Origin of the sequence: Chitinophaga sp. CF118 (assembly GCF_900112615.1) — a bacterium.
Lineage (GTDB): Bacteria > Bacteroidota > Bacteroidia > Chitinophagales > Chitinophagaceae > Chitinophaga.
Genome location: NZ_FOMK01000004.1, coordinates 654,441 through 669,493, shown reverse-complemented (window position 1 = coordinate 669,493; position 15,053 = coordinate 654,441). Strand labels below are relative to the sequence as shown.

Here is a 15,053-nt window from a genome sequence, read left to right as displayed (position 1 = left end):
GTAACTCACCTTTAATATGGTTTTATTCTAAATGATGTTTATCTGGCCACAAAAGGGGTAGTAGAAAAACAAACTGCGATCTCCAAGCCGTTTGGTGCGCTGGTTCTCAGGGTATAGCAAGGCATTTGTCATGAATTTTAATTTATCTTTGTTAGCATGAGAAAGTACCCAATAGGTATACAGGATTTCGGGGAAATAAGAAATGGGGGTTTTTTATATATCGATAAAACCCAACTAATCTATAATCTGATAGAATCAGGGAAGTATTATTTTCTTAGTCGTCCCAGACGCTTTGGTAAATCCCTGTTGTTGTCCACTATTAAGGAGATTTTTAGTGGCAACAAAAAACTATTTGAGGGACTTTGGATCCATGATCAATGGAATTGGGAGCAGATACATCCCGTAATACACTTAAGGCTGAGCAAGCTTGATTATCAGAAATTAGGATTGTATGAGGCGCTCAGTCTGGAAATGGGTGTTGTGGCAAAAGAGTTGGGCATAGAACTGGAATCCAGTCATTTAAAAGGAAGGTTTGAAGAATTAATACGTAAAGCTTCAGCTAATGGCCGGGTGGTAATCCTGATTGATGAATATGATAAACCAATTACGGATTACCTGGAAGATTTAGAGAAAGTAGAAGAGAATCGTTCTGTTTTTAAGAGTTTCTATTCTGTACTAAAGGATGCTGATGAATATATTCGCTTGTTGCTTATTACCGGTGTAAGCAGGTTTACCAAAGTGAGTATTTTTTCTGATTTGAATAATCTGAATGATATTACTATATATCGTAAATATGCAACTATTACCGGTATTACCCAACAGGAACTGGAAAGTAATTTTGCAGAAGAGATTGCAGAGATACAGCCCCATCAACCGGATTTGTTAAGTAAACTGAAATTGTGGTATAACGGATATGCCTGGCATGAAGATGCTGAACGTGTATATAATCCATTTTCTGTATTGAAATATATGGATGGTCGTGATTTCCGGAATTACTGGTTTCAAACAGGTACGCCAACCTGGTTAGTGAACCTGATGAGAAACAATAGGGAGTTTAATCTGGAGAATGTGCATATTGGGGAAAATGCCCTGAGCAATTTTAGTGTGGAGCATATTTCAACTGTGCAGGTTTTGTTTCAAACCGGTTATCTGACAATTAAAGGATATAATTCTAATAAAAGATTGTATAATCTTGGATATCCGAATGCGGAAGTGGAGGAAAGCTTGACAGATGCGTTACTGAGTGCTTACAGGAATGTATTTCCAGGCAATGACTCAATGGTGGTTACAGATGATTTGAGTGAGGCATTGAAGAATAATGATATTCCTCAAATGATAAAAGCACTGGACGCACTTTTGTCTACCATTCCTTATGATCATTGGAAAGCGGAAAGCGAATCTATCTTTCATATTATTGTGCACCTTTCTTTTAAGCGTTTAGGACTTGATGTACGCAGCGAAGTACATAGTTCTACCGGCAGATGTGATATCCTGGTATTTACTGACCAATATATTTTTGCATTAGAGCTGAAGCTGAATGACACAGCACGGGCAGCTCTCGATCAGATCTTTGAGAAGGGCTATTTGCGTTCTTATCAATCAGATTCCAGAAAGAAAATAGCGATTGGTATTAATTTTTCTTCTGAAAAACGGTCTGTAGAAGAATTTCTGGTGAAGGAAGTAGAATAGAAATTCTGGGTAACCATATTCTTCATTCATAGAAGTACATGGAATTAAATCAGTCTGAATAATAATTTCACCTTTAGTATTTTCAGATACTTTTCCAACAAGCCGCAATATGATCATTCACCATTCCGGTAGCCTGCATATACGCATAACAAATCGTAGAGCCTACAAACTTAAACCCGCGTTTTAACAGATCCTTGCTCATAGCATCAGAGATCGCTGTTTTGGCAGGAACTTCTGTTATCTTTTTAAAATGATTTACGATAGGTTGGTGATTTACAAACTGCCAGATATACTGATCAAAACTGCCAAACTCTTTTTGTACTTCGAGGTATGCTTTGGCATTAGTAATTGTAGCCATTATCTTGAGACGGTTGCGGATAATACCGGGGTTATCCAGCAGGGCAGTTATTTTCTTATCGGTATAACGTGCTATTTTTTTCGCATCCCAGTTATCAAATGCTTTGCGGTAATTCTCTCTTTTAATAAGCACGGTATGCCAGCTTAAACCGGCCTGCGCACCTTCCAGGTTTAGCATCTCAAACAGGCGTACATCATCGTGGAGAGGTGTGCCCCATTCGTGATCATGATAATCTTTGTAAAGTTGGTCTTTGGTGGCCCAGCCACATCTGATAGGTTCCTCCATAACCGCAATTTACAACTCCCATTTCACTATAAGCTCATCCACTTTTTTCTTGTAGGCTGCAAGGTCTGAAATGGTTTGCTGGATGAAGCTGTTGTCTTCAAGTTTGCCGGTAACAGCAGCCATTTCTGCATCATTCTTATAAGTCATCTTACGGAAAGGATTTTTATAATCTTTTTCACGCGAACGGTAAATATTATCAGTGATCAGCTCCTGTGTATGAACGGATTGTTGCAGACATTCTTTCAGATAAGCCGGTGTAAAGTGTGCGGCAGATTTATCCTGTATAAACAGGAGGGAAGCGATAGCGTGTTGCAGTTTATCCGTTGCATATTGCTCGCCGATATGTTTGTAATTTTTGTGCAGTTCATCCCAACTGCTGATCTTTCCACTGCGGATCTGGTTCTTCAGATCATGTACGGTATCTGCCTTCATTAGTTGTCCGCCTACATTTTGCCAGGGGCCACGTGTTGCAGTTTTTACCAGTTCCTGTAAGGTTGCAAAGGATGACTGTGATTGCTGCTCTGTATAGTAGAAAATATTACGCACAGCATATAGTGTGATCAATGCACGGAACATTGGATAACTTCTATGTACTTTCAGTAGTTCAACCTTACGACTGCTGTTTTCTACATTTTCCGCCAGTATTTTGAGCTGGCTTACATTTTCAGGGTCATCTATCAGTAATCTGTATCCTTTCTCCTTAAAGTCTGAAGTACTTAGCGGAACTTCATCCAAACCATCGATTACTAATGCATACTTTTTCTGTTTATAATCACTGGTGATAGTTCCTTGTTGGGCATACCATGCTTTCCCTGTTGCAATTTCCATCAGTTCCATGGCATTAATCATTTCTTCCACGCTATCAGGTGCCAGGTAATCGTATTCTATCAGTTGTGTTTTGTCAATGCGTTTATCGCGGTCAAGATGTTTCCATGAGTTACGGGCCAGTGCATACATGTTATGCAGGAACCAGTAGCCTGTCATAATTTTCAGGCTATTATGCTGCTCATCATTTAACACCAGGCTGAAAGGAAAAGGAATATCCATTTCAGACATATAGTTGCCTTTGGCGATGAGAGTGAAGCTGGCAAACCTGGAATTATGTTTCAGGCTTACACACAGTCCGGGCCAGAAGCCACGTCCTGCAATGATCTCACCGTCTGCACCCCTTGAATTATGATTGGAGCCGATAGTAGCACCGGCTGCCATATTGCTTTGCCCCATAACCAGGGCGGCGCATAAGAATGAATTATTGTGATGTTGCTCGTGTGCCGGGAAGATCAGTGAATTCAATACTTCACAGCAGGAGATGGTAGAGTTATTTCCCAAATAAGAGTTGATCAGACGGGCACCATATTTCAGTTGGGAATGTGATGCCATTACAAAACGAACCGCCTTCACACCGTAGAATACGCGGCATCCGTAGCCCACTACGCCATTTACCAGTTCACAGCCTTCACCTATCTGCGTTGTCGCATCGGCGGAGCTGTTAATGGTTAAATTCTTGATTTTGTTGGCACCTTTGAGATAAGCATCGGTACCGATAGTTACATCTTTGATGATCTTAACATTCTTGATCACACAGCGGTCGCCCACCATCCCATAATAACCACGTTTTTTATCAAATTGTTTTTCTGTAAATGCTTTAAACTGTTGCTGAAGATTGTCATCATCACGGTTGCGGGTCCATAGCCAGGCATCGCCGGGCAGCATGCCTTCAAAAGGCATCACACTACGTCCGCCGTTTTCATTGCACAGTTCCAGCCAGATGCGCACGTTTTCAGGTTCTCCTTCTTTCACGATACCGTTCCCGAATTTCGCATGATCTGTGGTGGCCATCTCATTCACGTTACAGATCATGACTTCATTGCCTATGATATAATGAGAGAGGAAATGCACGTTGTGTACAACCACGTTATCGCCAAAGTCGCAGGAAGCGATCGTACTGTTATACAGTCCTACAGGCTGCCGGAGATTATGGAATTCCAGGTAATAAGGCTCCAGTTTACCTATACGTACCAGTCCGAAAAAGTGGCAATGTTTTACCTGCCACGGGCTGAAAGCATCTGCAACAAGGATATTATTCCAATTGTCTGAGGTATTATCATTCCGTACAAGAATTTCAATTTCGTGTGCAGACAACTGGCGATAAGTATTATACTTGCCCGATTGTTTATTACGTAGATAATATTCGTCTTGTCCTTCAGGCAGATAAGATGCCGCTACAAAATTATAGCCTAACTCTTTGAGTGGCTTTTTCTGTATCAGGTTCATGTAGAGTTAATTAAAAGATGCTAATCAAGAACTATTCTACTGTTACGGACTTCGCCAGGTTTCTTGGTTTATCCACATCAAAGCCTTTCAGTACGCCGATATGATAAGCCAGCAATTGCATCGGAATAACGGAGATGATGGGTGCTACCAATTCATCTGCCTCCGGTACTACTATGATATCATCCGCCATACCAGGAATCACCTGGTCGCCTTCTGTAATCACGGCAATCACTTTGCCTTTACGTGCCTTAATTTCCTGGATGTTCGATACTACCTTTTCATAATAGCTATCGCGGGTAGCCACAAATACTACCGGCAGATTTTCATCTACCAGTGCAATAGGGCCATGTTTCATTTCAGCAGCAGGGTAACCTTCTGCATGTATGTAGGAGATTTCTTTCAGTTTCAGAGCGCCTTCCAGTGCTACCGGGAAGTTATAGCCACGGCCCAGGTAAAGGAAGTCACGGGCGTCTTTATATTTTGCTGCTATCTCTTTGATTCTGTCGTTCAGTTTCAAAGTAGCCGCTACTTTTTCAGGAATGTTTTCCAGTTCATCCAGCAGATGCTGGAAACGTTGTTCTGTGATACTACCCTTCAGCATTGCCACTTTCAGGCCAACGAGGCAGAGTACTGCCAGTTGCGCGGTAAATGCTTTGGTGCTGGCCACGCCTATTTCCGGACCGGCATGTGTATAAACACCCGCATCAGAAAGACGAGCAATTGAAGAACCTACCACATTACAAACGCCCAGGATGATGGCGCCTTTTTGTTTAGCACTTTCTATAGCCACCAATGTATCGGCAGTTTCGCCGGATTGTGAAACAGCGATAATCACATCGCCCGGACCAACCACCGGATTGCGGTAGCGGAATTCAGAAGCGTATTCCACTTCTACGGGAATGCGGCAAAGTTCTTCTATCATATACTCTGCTACCAGACCGGCGTGCCAGGATGTGCCACATGCCACGATAATGATTCGTTTGGCTTTGCTAAGCATTTCCGCATGTTCACGGATGCCACCTATGGTGAGGATACCTTTTTTTGCATCCAGTCTTCCACGTAAGCTATCGAAGATGGTTTGCGGTTGTTCAAAGATCTCTTTGAGCATAAAATGGTCGTAACCACCTTTCTCTATTGCTGCCAGTTCAATATCCAGCTTCTGGATATAAGGAGTTTGTATTTCGTTCGAAATATTTTTCAGAATCAGTTCGTCGGCCTTAATGATCGCTATTTCGTAATCATTGACGTATACTACTTCCTTTGTGTATTCCACGATAGGAGAGGCATCTGATGCCAGGAAGTGCTCTCCCTTGCCAACGCCTATTACCAGCGGACTGCCTTTACGGGCAGCTATCAGTGTATCCGGATGATCTTCATCTACAATAACTATTACATAAGCACCCACTACTCTTTTTAATGCGATACGCAAAGCCTCTTCCAGGGAACAGTTGTTGTTCTGCTGAATTTCTTCTATAAAGTGGATCAATACTTCTGTATCAGTATCACTTTTAAAGGTGTGGCCTTTTGACAGCAGTTCCTGTTTCAGTTGTGCATAGTTTTCTATGATCCCGTTATGGATCATGGCCAGTTTACCGTTTCCGGAAACGTGTGGATGGGAGTTTCTGTCACTGGGTTCTCCGTGGGTAGCCCAGCGGGTATGACCAATGGCTATATGACTACGCATATCTTTACTGCTCACGTGGTCTTCCAGTTCGGCCACCTTGCCTTTTTTCTTGTATACCTGTAATCCGTTATTGATCAGGGCCACTCCGGCGCTGTCATAACCCCGGTATTCTAATCGTTTCAGTCCTTTAAGAACGATGGGGTAGGCTTCTTTCTGGCCAATATAAGCGACTATTCCGCACATATATGTTTTTCAGTTTTTACATGGATTCGCGTGCAATATGCCTAAATTATGTGAATTATGTACAATTAAAGGAGAAAATAGTGTCGGGATAACAAAATGATCTCCATAGAATTAACCGGGTAAACTGTCAAATTGTTTGCCTGATTAGAAAAATCGTAATTTGTCGCTGTAATTGAACAAGCGATCCTATGAGGTGCATTATAATCTTATTGTTATTATGTTGTCTGGCCTGTGAACAGCCGGTAGCAGTAAAAGAACCCATACCCCTGACAGAAGACAGTACCTTCCTGACAGGCACCTTTTTCCTGGTACGACACGCAGAACAAGTACCGGATTATGATTCCTGTTTAGCAGAAGAAGGATTCCAGCGTGCGGGAGACCTATACCATTATCTGAAAGATTCCGGCATCCAGAAAATATATATCACCTCTATTTTGAAAAGCACTGAAACGCTCGATTCCATGCGGGAGTATCTTCATTTAGATACCGCATCTTATAAGGCAGATTCTACGGGCGAAGGACTGATCTATGAAATTACCCGCCGTGATGACTGGGGCAAACGCCTGCTGATTATAGGACAGGGTAATAGCCTGATTCCTGTAATGAAATCGCTGAAAGCAAAGCCCCCGGCAGACTCTATTAGTTATTCAGATCTGTTTATGATAAGGAAATACAGAGACAGTGCAAAAGTTAAGAAATTCAATTACAGCAGTATCCCTTCCATCAAAGCAAAAGCAACTGAGAAATAAATAAGTAATCCTGTTACATCCACCAGTGTGGCTACAAAAGGTGCTGAAGATGTAGCCGGGTCGGCCCCTAAACGCTTCAGAATCAATGGTAACATAGAACCTGAAAGGGTACCCCATAATACAACTCCCACGAGTGAAAGTCCAACGGTAATGCCTATCAGTACGGAATGGATACCATATGTATGAAACAAAGAGTTCCAGAGGAGGATTCTTATAAAGCCGATTAATCCCAGCACACTACCAAGCATCAATCCTGAAAGTATCTCCCTGCGCATCACACGCCACCAGTCGGCAATCGTGATTTCACCCAGGGCCATTGCCTGTATGATAAGGGTAGATGCCTGTGAACCGCTGTTACCACCACTGGAAATGATCAACGGAACAAAAAGAGCCAGTACAACAGCTTTGGCAATTTCATCCTCAAAGAAGCCCATCGCAGTGGCAGTCAGCATTTCTCCTATAAAGAGAATTACCAGCCATCCAATACGTTTCTTTACCAGCTTCATAAGAGGAATATCAAGATAAGGTTCGTCCAGTGCTTCGGTACCACCTATCTTCTGGATATCTTCTGTATGTTCTTCATTGGCGATCCATAACATATCATCGATGGTAACGATACCCAGCAGGATCCCTTCATCATCTACTACCGGCAGGGCCACACGATTTTCCATACGGAATACCTGGATGGCTTCTTCCTGTTCATCGTTCACATGGAGGGCCACGAAACGGTCATCCATCAGGGTATGCACTACGGTATTGGTAGCTACCAGCAGAAATTCCCTGATCCGGAAGTCATCTATCAGTTTCCCTTTTTCGTCCACTACATAGATCACGTCGATGGTCTCACTATCCTTTCCGTATTCGCGGATATAATCCAGAACATGTTTTACAGTCCACTCTTCCCGAACAGCTATATAGTCCGGGTTCATGATACGGCCTACGCTGGTTTCATGGTATCCCAGCAGGCTAAGGGTGATCTTCCTTTCTTCCGGGTTCAGTAGCTTGATCAGCTCTTTTACCACATCACTGTGCAGCTCTCCGAGAAAAGCAGTACGGTCATCTGCAGGAAGTTCATTCAGCAGCTCGGCTACTTTTGCAGCCGGCAGTTCATGGATTACATCTTCCTGTGCATGGAATTCCAGGATTCTGAAAGCCGCCGCCGCACGACTTATAGAAAGGTGGTTGAAAATAATAGCAGCCTGCTCCGGTAGCTCATGAATGAGCTCGGCCACATCTGTAATGAGCTGATCGTCCAGATATACTTTTAATTCCTGGTAGTTCTGTTCATTGACAAGCGTCTCGAATTTTTCCAGTAAAGCTTCATTTTCCATATTCCAAAAGGCTGTCAGTGAGCGAAATTAAACAAAGTTGGCGTGCTACATTACAATATCTCTGCCACATGTTTGCGGATGTTGGCAGAAATAGTGTCTGTAGGCAGGTCATTGGCATCAAAACCGAAAGGATCCTCGATTTCTTCTGCAATCAGCTCAAGACTGGCCAATACATAAAAAACGAATACTACTACAGGAATGATCAGGTAACCGACCGTGAACACATACCCAATTGGCAGGGTCATCACATAAAAGAAAATAAATTTCTTAATGAAAACGCTGTACGAAAAGGGGATAGGGGTGTTCCTGATACGTTCACAGGCGCCGCAGATATTAGTAAAGGATTCTAATTCATGGTTGATGGAGAGCAACTGTTCTCCGGAAATTTGCTGTTGCCGGTACAGTTCGTGGGTATGTGCCAGTAGGTCTGCTGCAATCTGGTTAGGCACATGTTTGCTGTTATCGATCTTAAAGCCATCAACTGTTTCCAGTTCTCCACCTATAAAGTTCATCCTCAGATGATTCTTTAAACTGAAAGCATAATTGGGGATCATCAGTCTGAAATATTCCCTGGAAGCTTTATTAGACACCGGAAGCATAGCATGCAGTTTAATGGCAAGGTTCCGGCTGTTGTTCACCAGAGAGCCCCATTGCTTGCGACCTTCCCACCACCTGTCATATGCCGTATTGGTACGGAATACCAGCAGCATGGATATAACGAAACCCAATAGAGTATGAATTACTATGAGATTTTTCAGCTCACTGTCTTTTGAAAGATGCAGGAGTCCCAGTTCCAGATAGGCTATGGCAGCGGAATAGATCGAAAGACCCACGAACATGGGAGATAACTTACGCACGGTATCGCCCTTATGAAGGCGGAAGATGAAAGTAAACCAGACTTTTGGGTTATAATCGATCATATTTCGAAATACATTTCCGCAAACCTAAAATTTTTATGCATGATTTTGATAACTTCCTGCTTTACCTTTATTTTACGTTTTGTTTTATATAGTATTATGATCAAACCATACTTATACGTAGACAAGACGAAAGGCAAAGGCCGGGGGGTATTTACAAAAGAAAGTATTCCTGCTGGTACCAGGATAGAAACCTCTCCTGTACTTGTTTTGTCTTATGACGACACACAAACAGTGGATACAACCAAGCTGCACAACTACATCTTCCTCTGGGGTGCGCGTGAAACCCGCTCCTGTATTGCACTTGGATTTTGTTCCATTTACAACCATGCTTATGACCCCAATTGCGAGTATGAAATGGATTTTGATGAAGAAACCATGAGTATCATTACCCGTAAGGAGATTAAGAAGGGTGAAGAGCTTAGTATCAACTATAATGGTGAAGTCACTGATGCATCCCCGGTTTGGTTCGACGTCCGTAAAAAATAACCTTCAAAATTAAAGGAATTGGGAAATTCCTTATTATTGTATTAAATTGTATAAGCGCTTATATAATTTAATACTTTCTGTTATGAGCTTTTATTCCTCCCTGGGCTACCTGGTATTTGGCAGCCGTTTGCGGCGATTAAGTGAATACTTCCTGATGGAAGTTAATAAGGTGTATGAGCAGTCAGGGATTGCCTTTGATGCCAGTTGGTTCCCGGTATTTTATATTCTGTCAAAACAACAGAACATCCCGCTCACAGATATTGCTGAACAACTGGAAGTATCTCACTCGGCAGTAAGTCAGCTGGTGACCAGCCTCAAAAAGAAAGGACTGGTAATAACAGCCCCCTGTCCGGATGATGGTCGCCGTCAATTGGTAATGCTCAGCAAAAAAGGAGAAGACTTGCTACATGAGGTACAACCCATATGGAAAGCTATCACACTGGCTATGACAGATCTTACTGAAAAACAGCAACAACTGTTGGAAGCCATCACACAGATGGAAAAGGCTGTTCAACAGGAACCCCTGTCCACGCGCATTATTTCTTCCATGAAAAACTAGTTTAATAATGATACACCAATTCAATTACGGTATCGATCAGCTTACAGTAGTTAAGGCCCTCGACATTGCTGCCGGTCGTTTACAAGGCGTGATCATACCTGAAGTAGCGGCAAAGATTGCCGCCAGTCGTGCCTACGTGGATCAGATAGTGGCACAACACAGCACGGTATATGGCATCAACACCGGCTTTGGCCCATTGTGCGATACCAAAATCTCCGAAGAAGATACACGTACCCTACAATATAACATCCTGCAAAGTCATAGTGTAGGCGTGGGAAATCCTATCCCGGTAACGGTTGCCCGCGTAATGCTGATCACCAAAGTACATGCGCTGGCACAGGGATATTCCGGTGTGGCACCGGCTACACTGGATCGGATCATCTGGTTTATAGAACATGACATTACACCGGTAGTTCCGGAAAAAGGCTCTGTGGGCGCCTCCGGCGATCTGGCGCCGCTTTCCCATCTCTTCCTGCCATTAATCGGATTGGGGGAAGTGTGGTATAAGGGACAACGGGTATCTTCTGCTGCAATGATGAAAGCAGAAGGAATGCAGCCAATTGTGCTGGGACCTAAAGAAGGACTGGCACTCATCAATGGTACACAGTTCATTCTTTCATTTGCTGTTACTGCTTTGCAACGCTTTCATAACCTGCTGGAAGCAGCAGATATCATAGGGGCATTATCACTTGAAGGACTAATGGGTACTTCACGTCCTTTTGATCCGCGCCTGCACGATATCAGACCTTTTCGGGGCAATCAGCTGGTGGCACACCGGCTCAAAGCCATGCTGGATAATTCCGGGATCATGGCTGCACATGCTGACTGCGACCGGGTGCAGGATCCTTATTCGTTACGCTGTATGCCTCAGGTGCATGGTGCTTCGCGTACCGCCTGGCTGCACCTGCACGAACTGACTACCATAGAGCTGAACTCCGTTACAGATAATCCCATCATCTTTAGTGCAGATGATACAATCAGTGGTGGTAACTTCCACGGGCAACCATTGGCCATACCGCTGGATTATGCTACAGTGGCGGCGGCAGAACTGGGTAATATTTCAGATCGCCGCTGTTATATGATGATAGAAGGACGTTATGGATTGCCTAAACTATTGATAGAAAACGCAGGACTAAACTCCGGATTCATGATTCCGCAATACACTACCGCGGCACTGGTGACGGAGAATAAAACATTGTGCTGGCCTGCAAGTGCAGACAGTGTGCCTACTTCTCTCGGACAGGAAGATCATGTTTCCATGGGCTCTATCAGTGGCCGTAAACTACACCAGGTGATCGACAACCTGGAATATATCCTGGCAATAGAATTGCTCTATGCCGCACAGGCAGTGGATTTCCGCCGCCCTCTTAAATCAGGACCTGTACTGGAAGCCGTCCATCATTTTGTGCGTGAAACAGTTTCATTCGCATCAAAAGACAGGATCTTTGCTTACGATATACAACACTTACATACCCTCATCACCAATCAGTCTTTAGTCAATGTGGCCAATACTGCGGCTGCGGACAATTATTTATCACTAAACGGTATTTATAATGACCAGTTCGGACTTTATTAAAACATATGCGGCACACCCGCACTATAAAGCTCCACGTGGCCCGCAATTACATGCACGCTCGTGGCAAACAGAAGCTCCTTTACGCATGCTGCTGAATAACCTGGATGATGAGGTGGCCGAGAATCCGGACGAACTGGTAGTATACGGTGGGATCGGTCAGGCAGCCCGTAATAAGGAAGCATTGCAAAAGATCATTGAAATACTGCTGGAACTTGATGAAGATCATTCGTTGCTGGTACAGTCGGGCAAACCGGTTGGCGTGGTACGTACACATCCCCAGGCACCTCGTGTGATGCTGGCAAACAGTAACCTGGTACCTAAATGGGCTACCTGGGAACACTTCAATGAACTGAGAGCAAAAGGCCTCATGATGTATGGACAGATGACGGCGGGCAGCTGGATCTATATTGGTACACAGGGCATACTGCAAGGCACCTACGAAACTTTTGTGGAGTGCGGCAACCAGCACTTTGGAGGCAGCCTGAAAGGACGTTTATTGGTGACTGCCGGCATTGGTGGTATGGGTGGTGCTCAGCCACTGGCCGCTACTATGGCGGGTGCAGTATTCCTTGGTGCAGATGTGGATGAAACCCGCATTCAGAAAAGATTAGCTACCCGCTATATAGATCGCATGACGCATTCTTATGAAGAAGCGATTGCCTGGGCAATGGATGCCAAAGCAAAAGGGGAACCCCTCTCCATAGGACTGGTAAGTGATGCGGGCGATTTATTAGAGAGGCTTTTGAAAGACAACATCATCCCGGATATTCTCACAGACCAGACTTCTGCACATGATCCATTGAATGGATATATACCTAACGGACTATCCTTAAAAGATGCTGCTACATTACGTAAAACAGATGCTGCGGAGTATAAAAAGTTGTCATTAAAAAGCATGGCGCGCCATGTTGGTTTCATGCTACAATTGCAACGTAAAGGAGCTGTGACTTTTGACTATGGTAATAACCTGCGCGAGTTTGCGAAAGAAGGTGGAGAGGCCAATGCATTTGACTTTCCCGGCTTTACACCCGTTTATATCCGTCCACTATTCTGTGAAGGGAAAGGTCCATTCCGTTGGGTAGCTCTCTCCGGCGATCCGCAGGATATCTATACAACCGATCAGGCATTAATGGATGCCTTCCCGGACAACAAGCCACTGATCAACTGGTTACAGAAAGCGCAGCAACAGGTGGCCTTCCAGGGATTGCCGGCACGCATCTGCTGGTTAGGAATGGGAGAGCGGGAAAAAGCAGGACTGATCTTTAATGAACTGGTACGTACCGGTAAAGTAAAAGCGCCTATAGTGATTGGGCGTGATCATCTCGACTGTGGCTCCGTGGCTTCTCCCAACAGGGAAACAGAAGCTATGAAAGATGGTTCCGATGCAGTATCTGACTGGACCTTATTGAACCTGATGGCGAATACCGGTGGGGGTGCTACCTGGGTATCCTTTCACCACGGCGGTGGAGTAGGGATGGGGTATTCCCAGCATGCCGGTATGGTCGTACTGGCAGATGGTACGGATCGTGCCGCTGCCTGTCTGCGAAGAGTATTATATAATGACCCAGCACTGGGTATTTTCCGTCATGCGGATGCTGGATATGAAAAAGCACAGGAAGTCGCTAAGCAATTTAACTTATGAAACTAATAGGCCCATTTTCACAAATTTTACCGCTCTCCGGATTACCTTTAAAAGGTGCGCTGTGCGATGAACAATTGCAGGTGATAGAGAACGGTGGAATTATTGTTGATGAAGAGAGAATTGTTGCAGTAGATGATTTTGTGCGCTTGCGGCAGCAATATCCCCAATGTTCTCTGCTGAGGATAGAAACCCCTGCTGTATTACTTCCCGGCTTCATAGATTGCCATACACATATTTGTTTTGATGGTACCCGCAGTCGTGATTACGCTATGCGTATTGCTGGTAAAAGCTACCTTGAAATAGCACGTGCCGGTGGTGGTATATGGGACTCTGTTACAAAAACACGTATAGCCGGTATAGATACCCTCACCGCAAATACAGTATTAAGAGCTAACCGTCATTTACAGGAAGGTGTTACTACTATAGAAGTAAAAAGCGGCTATGGGCTGAACCTCATGGATGAGTTGAAAATGTTGCACGCTATCAGGCTGGCAGGCTTGCAAACAAAGGCTACGCTCATTCCTACCTGTTTGGCTGCACATATGCGTCCGAAAGATTTTGAAGGTTCGGATGAGACATATCTGCATTGGGTACTTAACATGTTATTGCCTGAGATCAGCGCCTCACAACTCGCCAAACGGGTAGATATTTTTATAGAAGAAACAGCATTCTCACCTTCAGTGGCACTCACTTTTTTGCAAGAGGCAAGAGCGCTGGGTTTTATCACTACTGTACATGCAGATCAGTTTACCTGTGGAGGTTCTGCAGTAGCAGTGGCAGCAGGTGCTGTATCTGCAGATCATCTCGAAGCGAGTGATGATGCAGCTATCGCACAATTGGCAGCGGCAGACATTGTCGCAGTAGTATTACCTGGTGCTTCGTTAGGATTGGGGATGCAATATGCACCTGCAAGGAAACTGCTGGATGCAGGAGCTTGTGTAGCGATTGCGAGCGACTGGAATCCGGGGTCTGCACCTATGGGAGATTTATTATTACAGGCAGCAGTGATGAGTGCTGCGCAGAAATTATCTGCTGCAGAAGTATTTTCGGGTCTCACTTTCCGTGCAGCGAAGGCATTGCAACTTCCTTCTGTGGGGCAGCTGGCAGCGGGCTTTGCGGCAGACATGCAGGCTTATCCATGCAGTGATTACAGGGATATATTATATTATCAGGGAAAGATGAAACCAGTAACCGTCTGGAAGAATGGAGTGAAGATTTGAGTTAACTTTGCAGCCTTGATAATTAAGTAAAAGCAGGAGTTGATTAAAAAGGTTTCCCCTTCCGGGGGATGGCGTTTGAAGATTATGTAAGCTATCT

The 15,053-nt window shown here is 44.2% G+C and carries 12 protein-coding genes; 7 read left to right on the top strand and 5 right to left on the bottom strand.

Annotated elements, in window-relative coordinates; all coding sequences use genetic code 11:
* Window positions 1-156: 156 nt before the first annotated feature.
* Window positions 157-1,689, top strand: a complete 1,533-nt coding sequence (locus BM176_RS18950; protein WP_090105865.1) for an ATP-binding protein — start codon at window positions 157-159, stop codon at window positions 1,687-1,689.
* An 82-nt stretch (window positions 1,690-1,771) separates the two neighbouring features.
* Here BM176_RS18950 and BM176_RS18945 read toward each other — a convergent pair whose 3' ends face one another.
* The 3 genes from BM176_RS18945 to glmS are packed head-to-tail and all read right to left on the bottom strand — an operon-like array spanning window position 1,772 to window position 6,473.
* Entirely contained in the window at window positions 1,772-2,332 is a 561-nt protein-coding gene (locus tag BM176_RS18945) for a DNA-3-methyladenine glycosylase I (protein ID WP_090105864.1), read from the bottom strand.
* A 9-nt stretch (window positions 2,333-2,341) separates the two neighbouring features.
* Window positions 2,342-4,606 carry a DUF4954 family protein gene (locus BM176_RS18940; RefSeq protein ID WP_090105863.1) on the bottom strand — a complete coding sequence of 755 codons (2,265 nt, stop codon included), beginning with the start codon at window positions 4,604-4,606 and terminating at the stop codon, window positions 2,342-2,344.
* A gap of 31 nt (window positions 4,607-4,637) precedes the next feature.
* Entirely contained in the window at window positions 4,638-6,473 is a 1,836-nt protein-coding gene (gene glmS / locus BM176_RS18935; protein ID WP_090105862.1) for a glutamine--fructose-6-phosphate transaminase (isomerizing), read from the bottom strand.
* A gap of 188 nt (window positions 6,474-6,661) precedes the next feature.
* Here glmS and BM176_RS18930 point away from each other — a divergent pair, with 188 nt between their 5' ends.
* Window positions 6,662-7,222 carry a histidine phosphatase family protein gene (locus BM176_RS18930; protein ID WP_090105861.1) on the top strand — a complete coding sequence of 187 codons (561 nt, stop codon included), beginning with the start codon at window positions 6,662-6,664 and terminating at the stop codon, window positions 7,220-7,222.
* On the opposite strand, the gene mgtE is transcribed toward BM176_RS18930, so the two are convergent.
* Both mgtE and BM176_RS18920 read right to left on the bottom strand, forming a co-directional pair.
* Window positions 7,177-8,553, bottom strand: coding sequence for a magnesium transporter (gene mgtE / locus BM176_RS18925; protein ID WP_090105860.1), 1,377 nt, complete (start codon window positions 8,551-8,553; stop codon window positions 7,177-7,179). The two genes, BM176_RS18930 and mgtE, sit on opposite strands and share 46 nt — an antisense overlap.
* 50 nt (window positions 8,554-8,603) lie before the next feature.
* Window positions 8,604-9,473 carry a bestrophin family protein gene (locus BM176_RS18920; RefSeq protein ID WP_090105859.1) on the bottom strand — a complete coding sequence of 290 codons (870 nt, stop codon included), beginning with the start codon at window positions 9,471-9,473 and terminating at the stop codon, window positions 8,604-8,606.
* Window positions 9,474-9,569: 96 nt separating this feature from the next.
* Here BM176_RS18920 and BM176_RS18915 point away from each other — a divergent pair, with 96 nt between their 5' ends.
* The 5 genes from BM176_RS18915 (at window position 9,570) to hutI (ending at window position 14,956) form a co-directional block, all read left to right on the top strand.
* Window positions 9,570-9,959 carry an SET domain-containing protein gene (locus BM176_RS18915; protein WP_090105858.1) on the top strand — a complete coding sequence of 130 codons (390 nt, stop codon included), beginning with the start codon at window positions 9,570-9,572 and terminating at the stop codon, window positions 9,957-9,959.
* 82 nt (window positions 9,960-10,041) lie between these two features.
* The gene (locus BM176_RS18910) at window positions 10,042-10,518 is read left to right on the top strand and encodes a MarR family winged helix-turn-helix transcriptional regulator (RefSeq protein WP_090105857.1); all 477 of its coding nucleotides are present in this window, start codon (window positions 10,042-10,044) and stop codon (window positions 10,516-10,518) included.
* A 7-nt stretch (window positions 10,519-10,525) separates the two neighbouring features.
* The gene (gene hutH / locus BM176_RS18905; RefSeq protein ID WP_090105856.1) at window positions 10,526-12,094 is read left to right on the top strand and encodes a histidine ammonia-lyase; all 1,569 of its coding nucleotides are present in this window, start codon (window positions 10,526-10,528) and stop codon (window positions 12,092-12,094) included.
* Window positions 12,072-13,736 (top strand): urocanate hydratase, encoded by a 1,665-nt coding sequence (hutU, locus tag BM176_RS18900; RefSeq protein ID WP_090105855.1) that lies wholly within the window; start codon window positions 12,072-12,074, stop codon window positions 13,734-13,736. Before hutH ends, hutU begins: the two co-directional genes overlap by 23 nt.
* Window positions 13,733-14,956, top strand: a complete 1,224-nt coding sequence (gene hutI / locus BM176_RS18895; protein ID WP_090105854.1) for an imidazolonepropionase — start codon at window positions 13,733-13,735, stop codon at window positions 14,954-14,956. Before hutU ends, hutI begins: the two co-directional genes overlap by 4 nt.
* Window positions 14,957-15,053: the final 97 nt, after the last annotated feature.

Excerpts from the sequence above, each read along its gene's own strand:
- BM176_RS18910 (WP_090105857.1), top strand. The coding sequence starts at position 10,042 with ATGAGCTTTTATTCCTCCCTGGGCTACCTGGTATTTGGCAGCCGTTTG.
- mgtE (WP_090105860.1), bottom strand. The coding sequence starts at position 8,553 with ATGGAAAATGAAGCTTTACTGGAAAAATTCGAGACGCTTGTCAATGAA.
- BM176_RS18920 (WP_090105859.1), bottom strand. The coding sequence starts at position 9,473 with ATGATCGATTATAACCCAAAAGTCTGGTTTACTTTCATCTTCCGCCTT.
- glmS (WP_090105862.1), bottom strand. The coding sequence starts at position 6,473 with ATGTGCGGAATAGTCGCTTATATTGGCCAGAAAGAAGCCTACCCCATC.
- hutH (WP_090105856.1), top strand. The coding sequence starts at position 10,526 with ATGATACACCAATTCAATTACGGTATCGATCAGCTTACAGTAGTTAAG.
- BM176_RS18950 (WP_090105865.1), top strand. The coding sequence starts at position 157 with ATGAGAAAGTACCCAATAGGTATACAGGATTTCGGGGAAATAAGAAAT.
- hutU (WP_090105855.1), top strand. The coding sequence starts at position 12,072 with ATGACCAGTTCGGACTTTATTAAAACATATGCGGCACACCCGCACTAT.
- BM176_RS18915 (WP_090105858.1), top strand. The coding sequence starts at position 9,570 with ATGATCAAACCATACTTATACGTAGACAAGACGAAAGGCAAAGGCCGG.
- BM176_RS18940 (WP_090105863.1), bottom strand. The coding sequence starts at position 4,606 with ATGAACCTGATACAGAAAAAGCCACTCAAAGAGTTAGGCTATAATTTT.
- BM176_RS18945 (WP_090105864.1), bottom strand. The coding sequence starts at position 2,332 with ATGGAGGAACCTATCAGATGTGGCTGGGCCACCAAAGACCAACTTTAC.
- hutI (WP_090105854.1), top strand. The coding sequence starts at position 13,733 with ATGAAACTAATAGGCCCATTTTCACAAATTTTACCGCTCTCCGGATTA.
- BM176_RS18930 (WP_090105861.1), top strand. The coding sequence starts at position 6,662 with ATGAGGTGCATTATAATCTTATTGTTATTATGTTGTCTGGCCTGTGAA.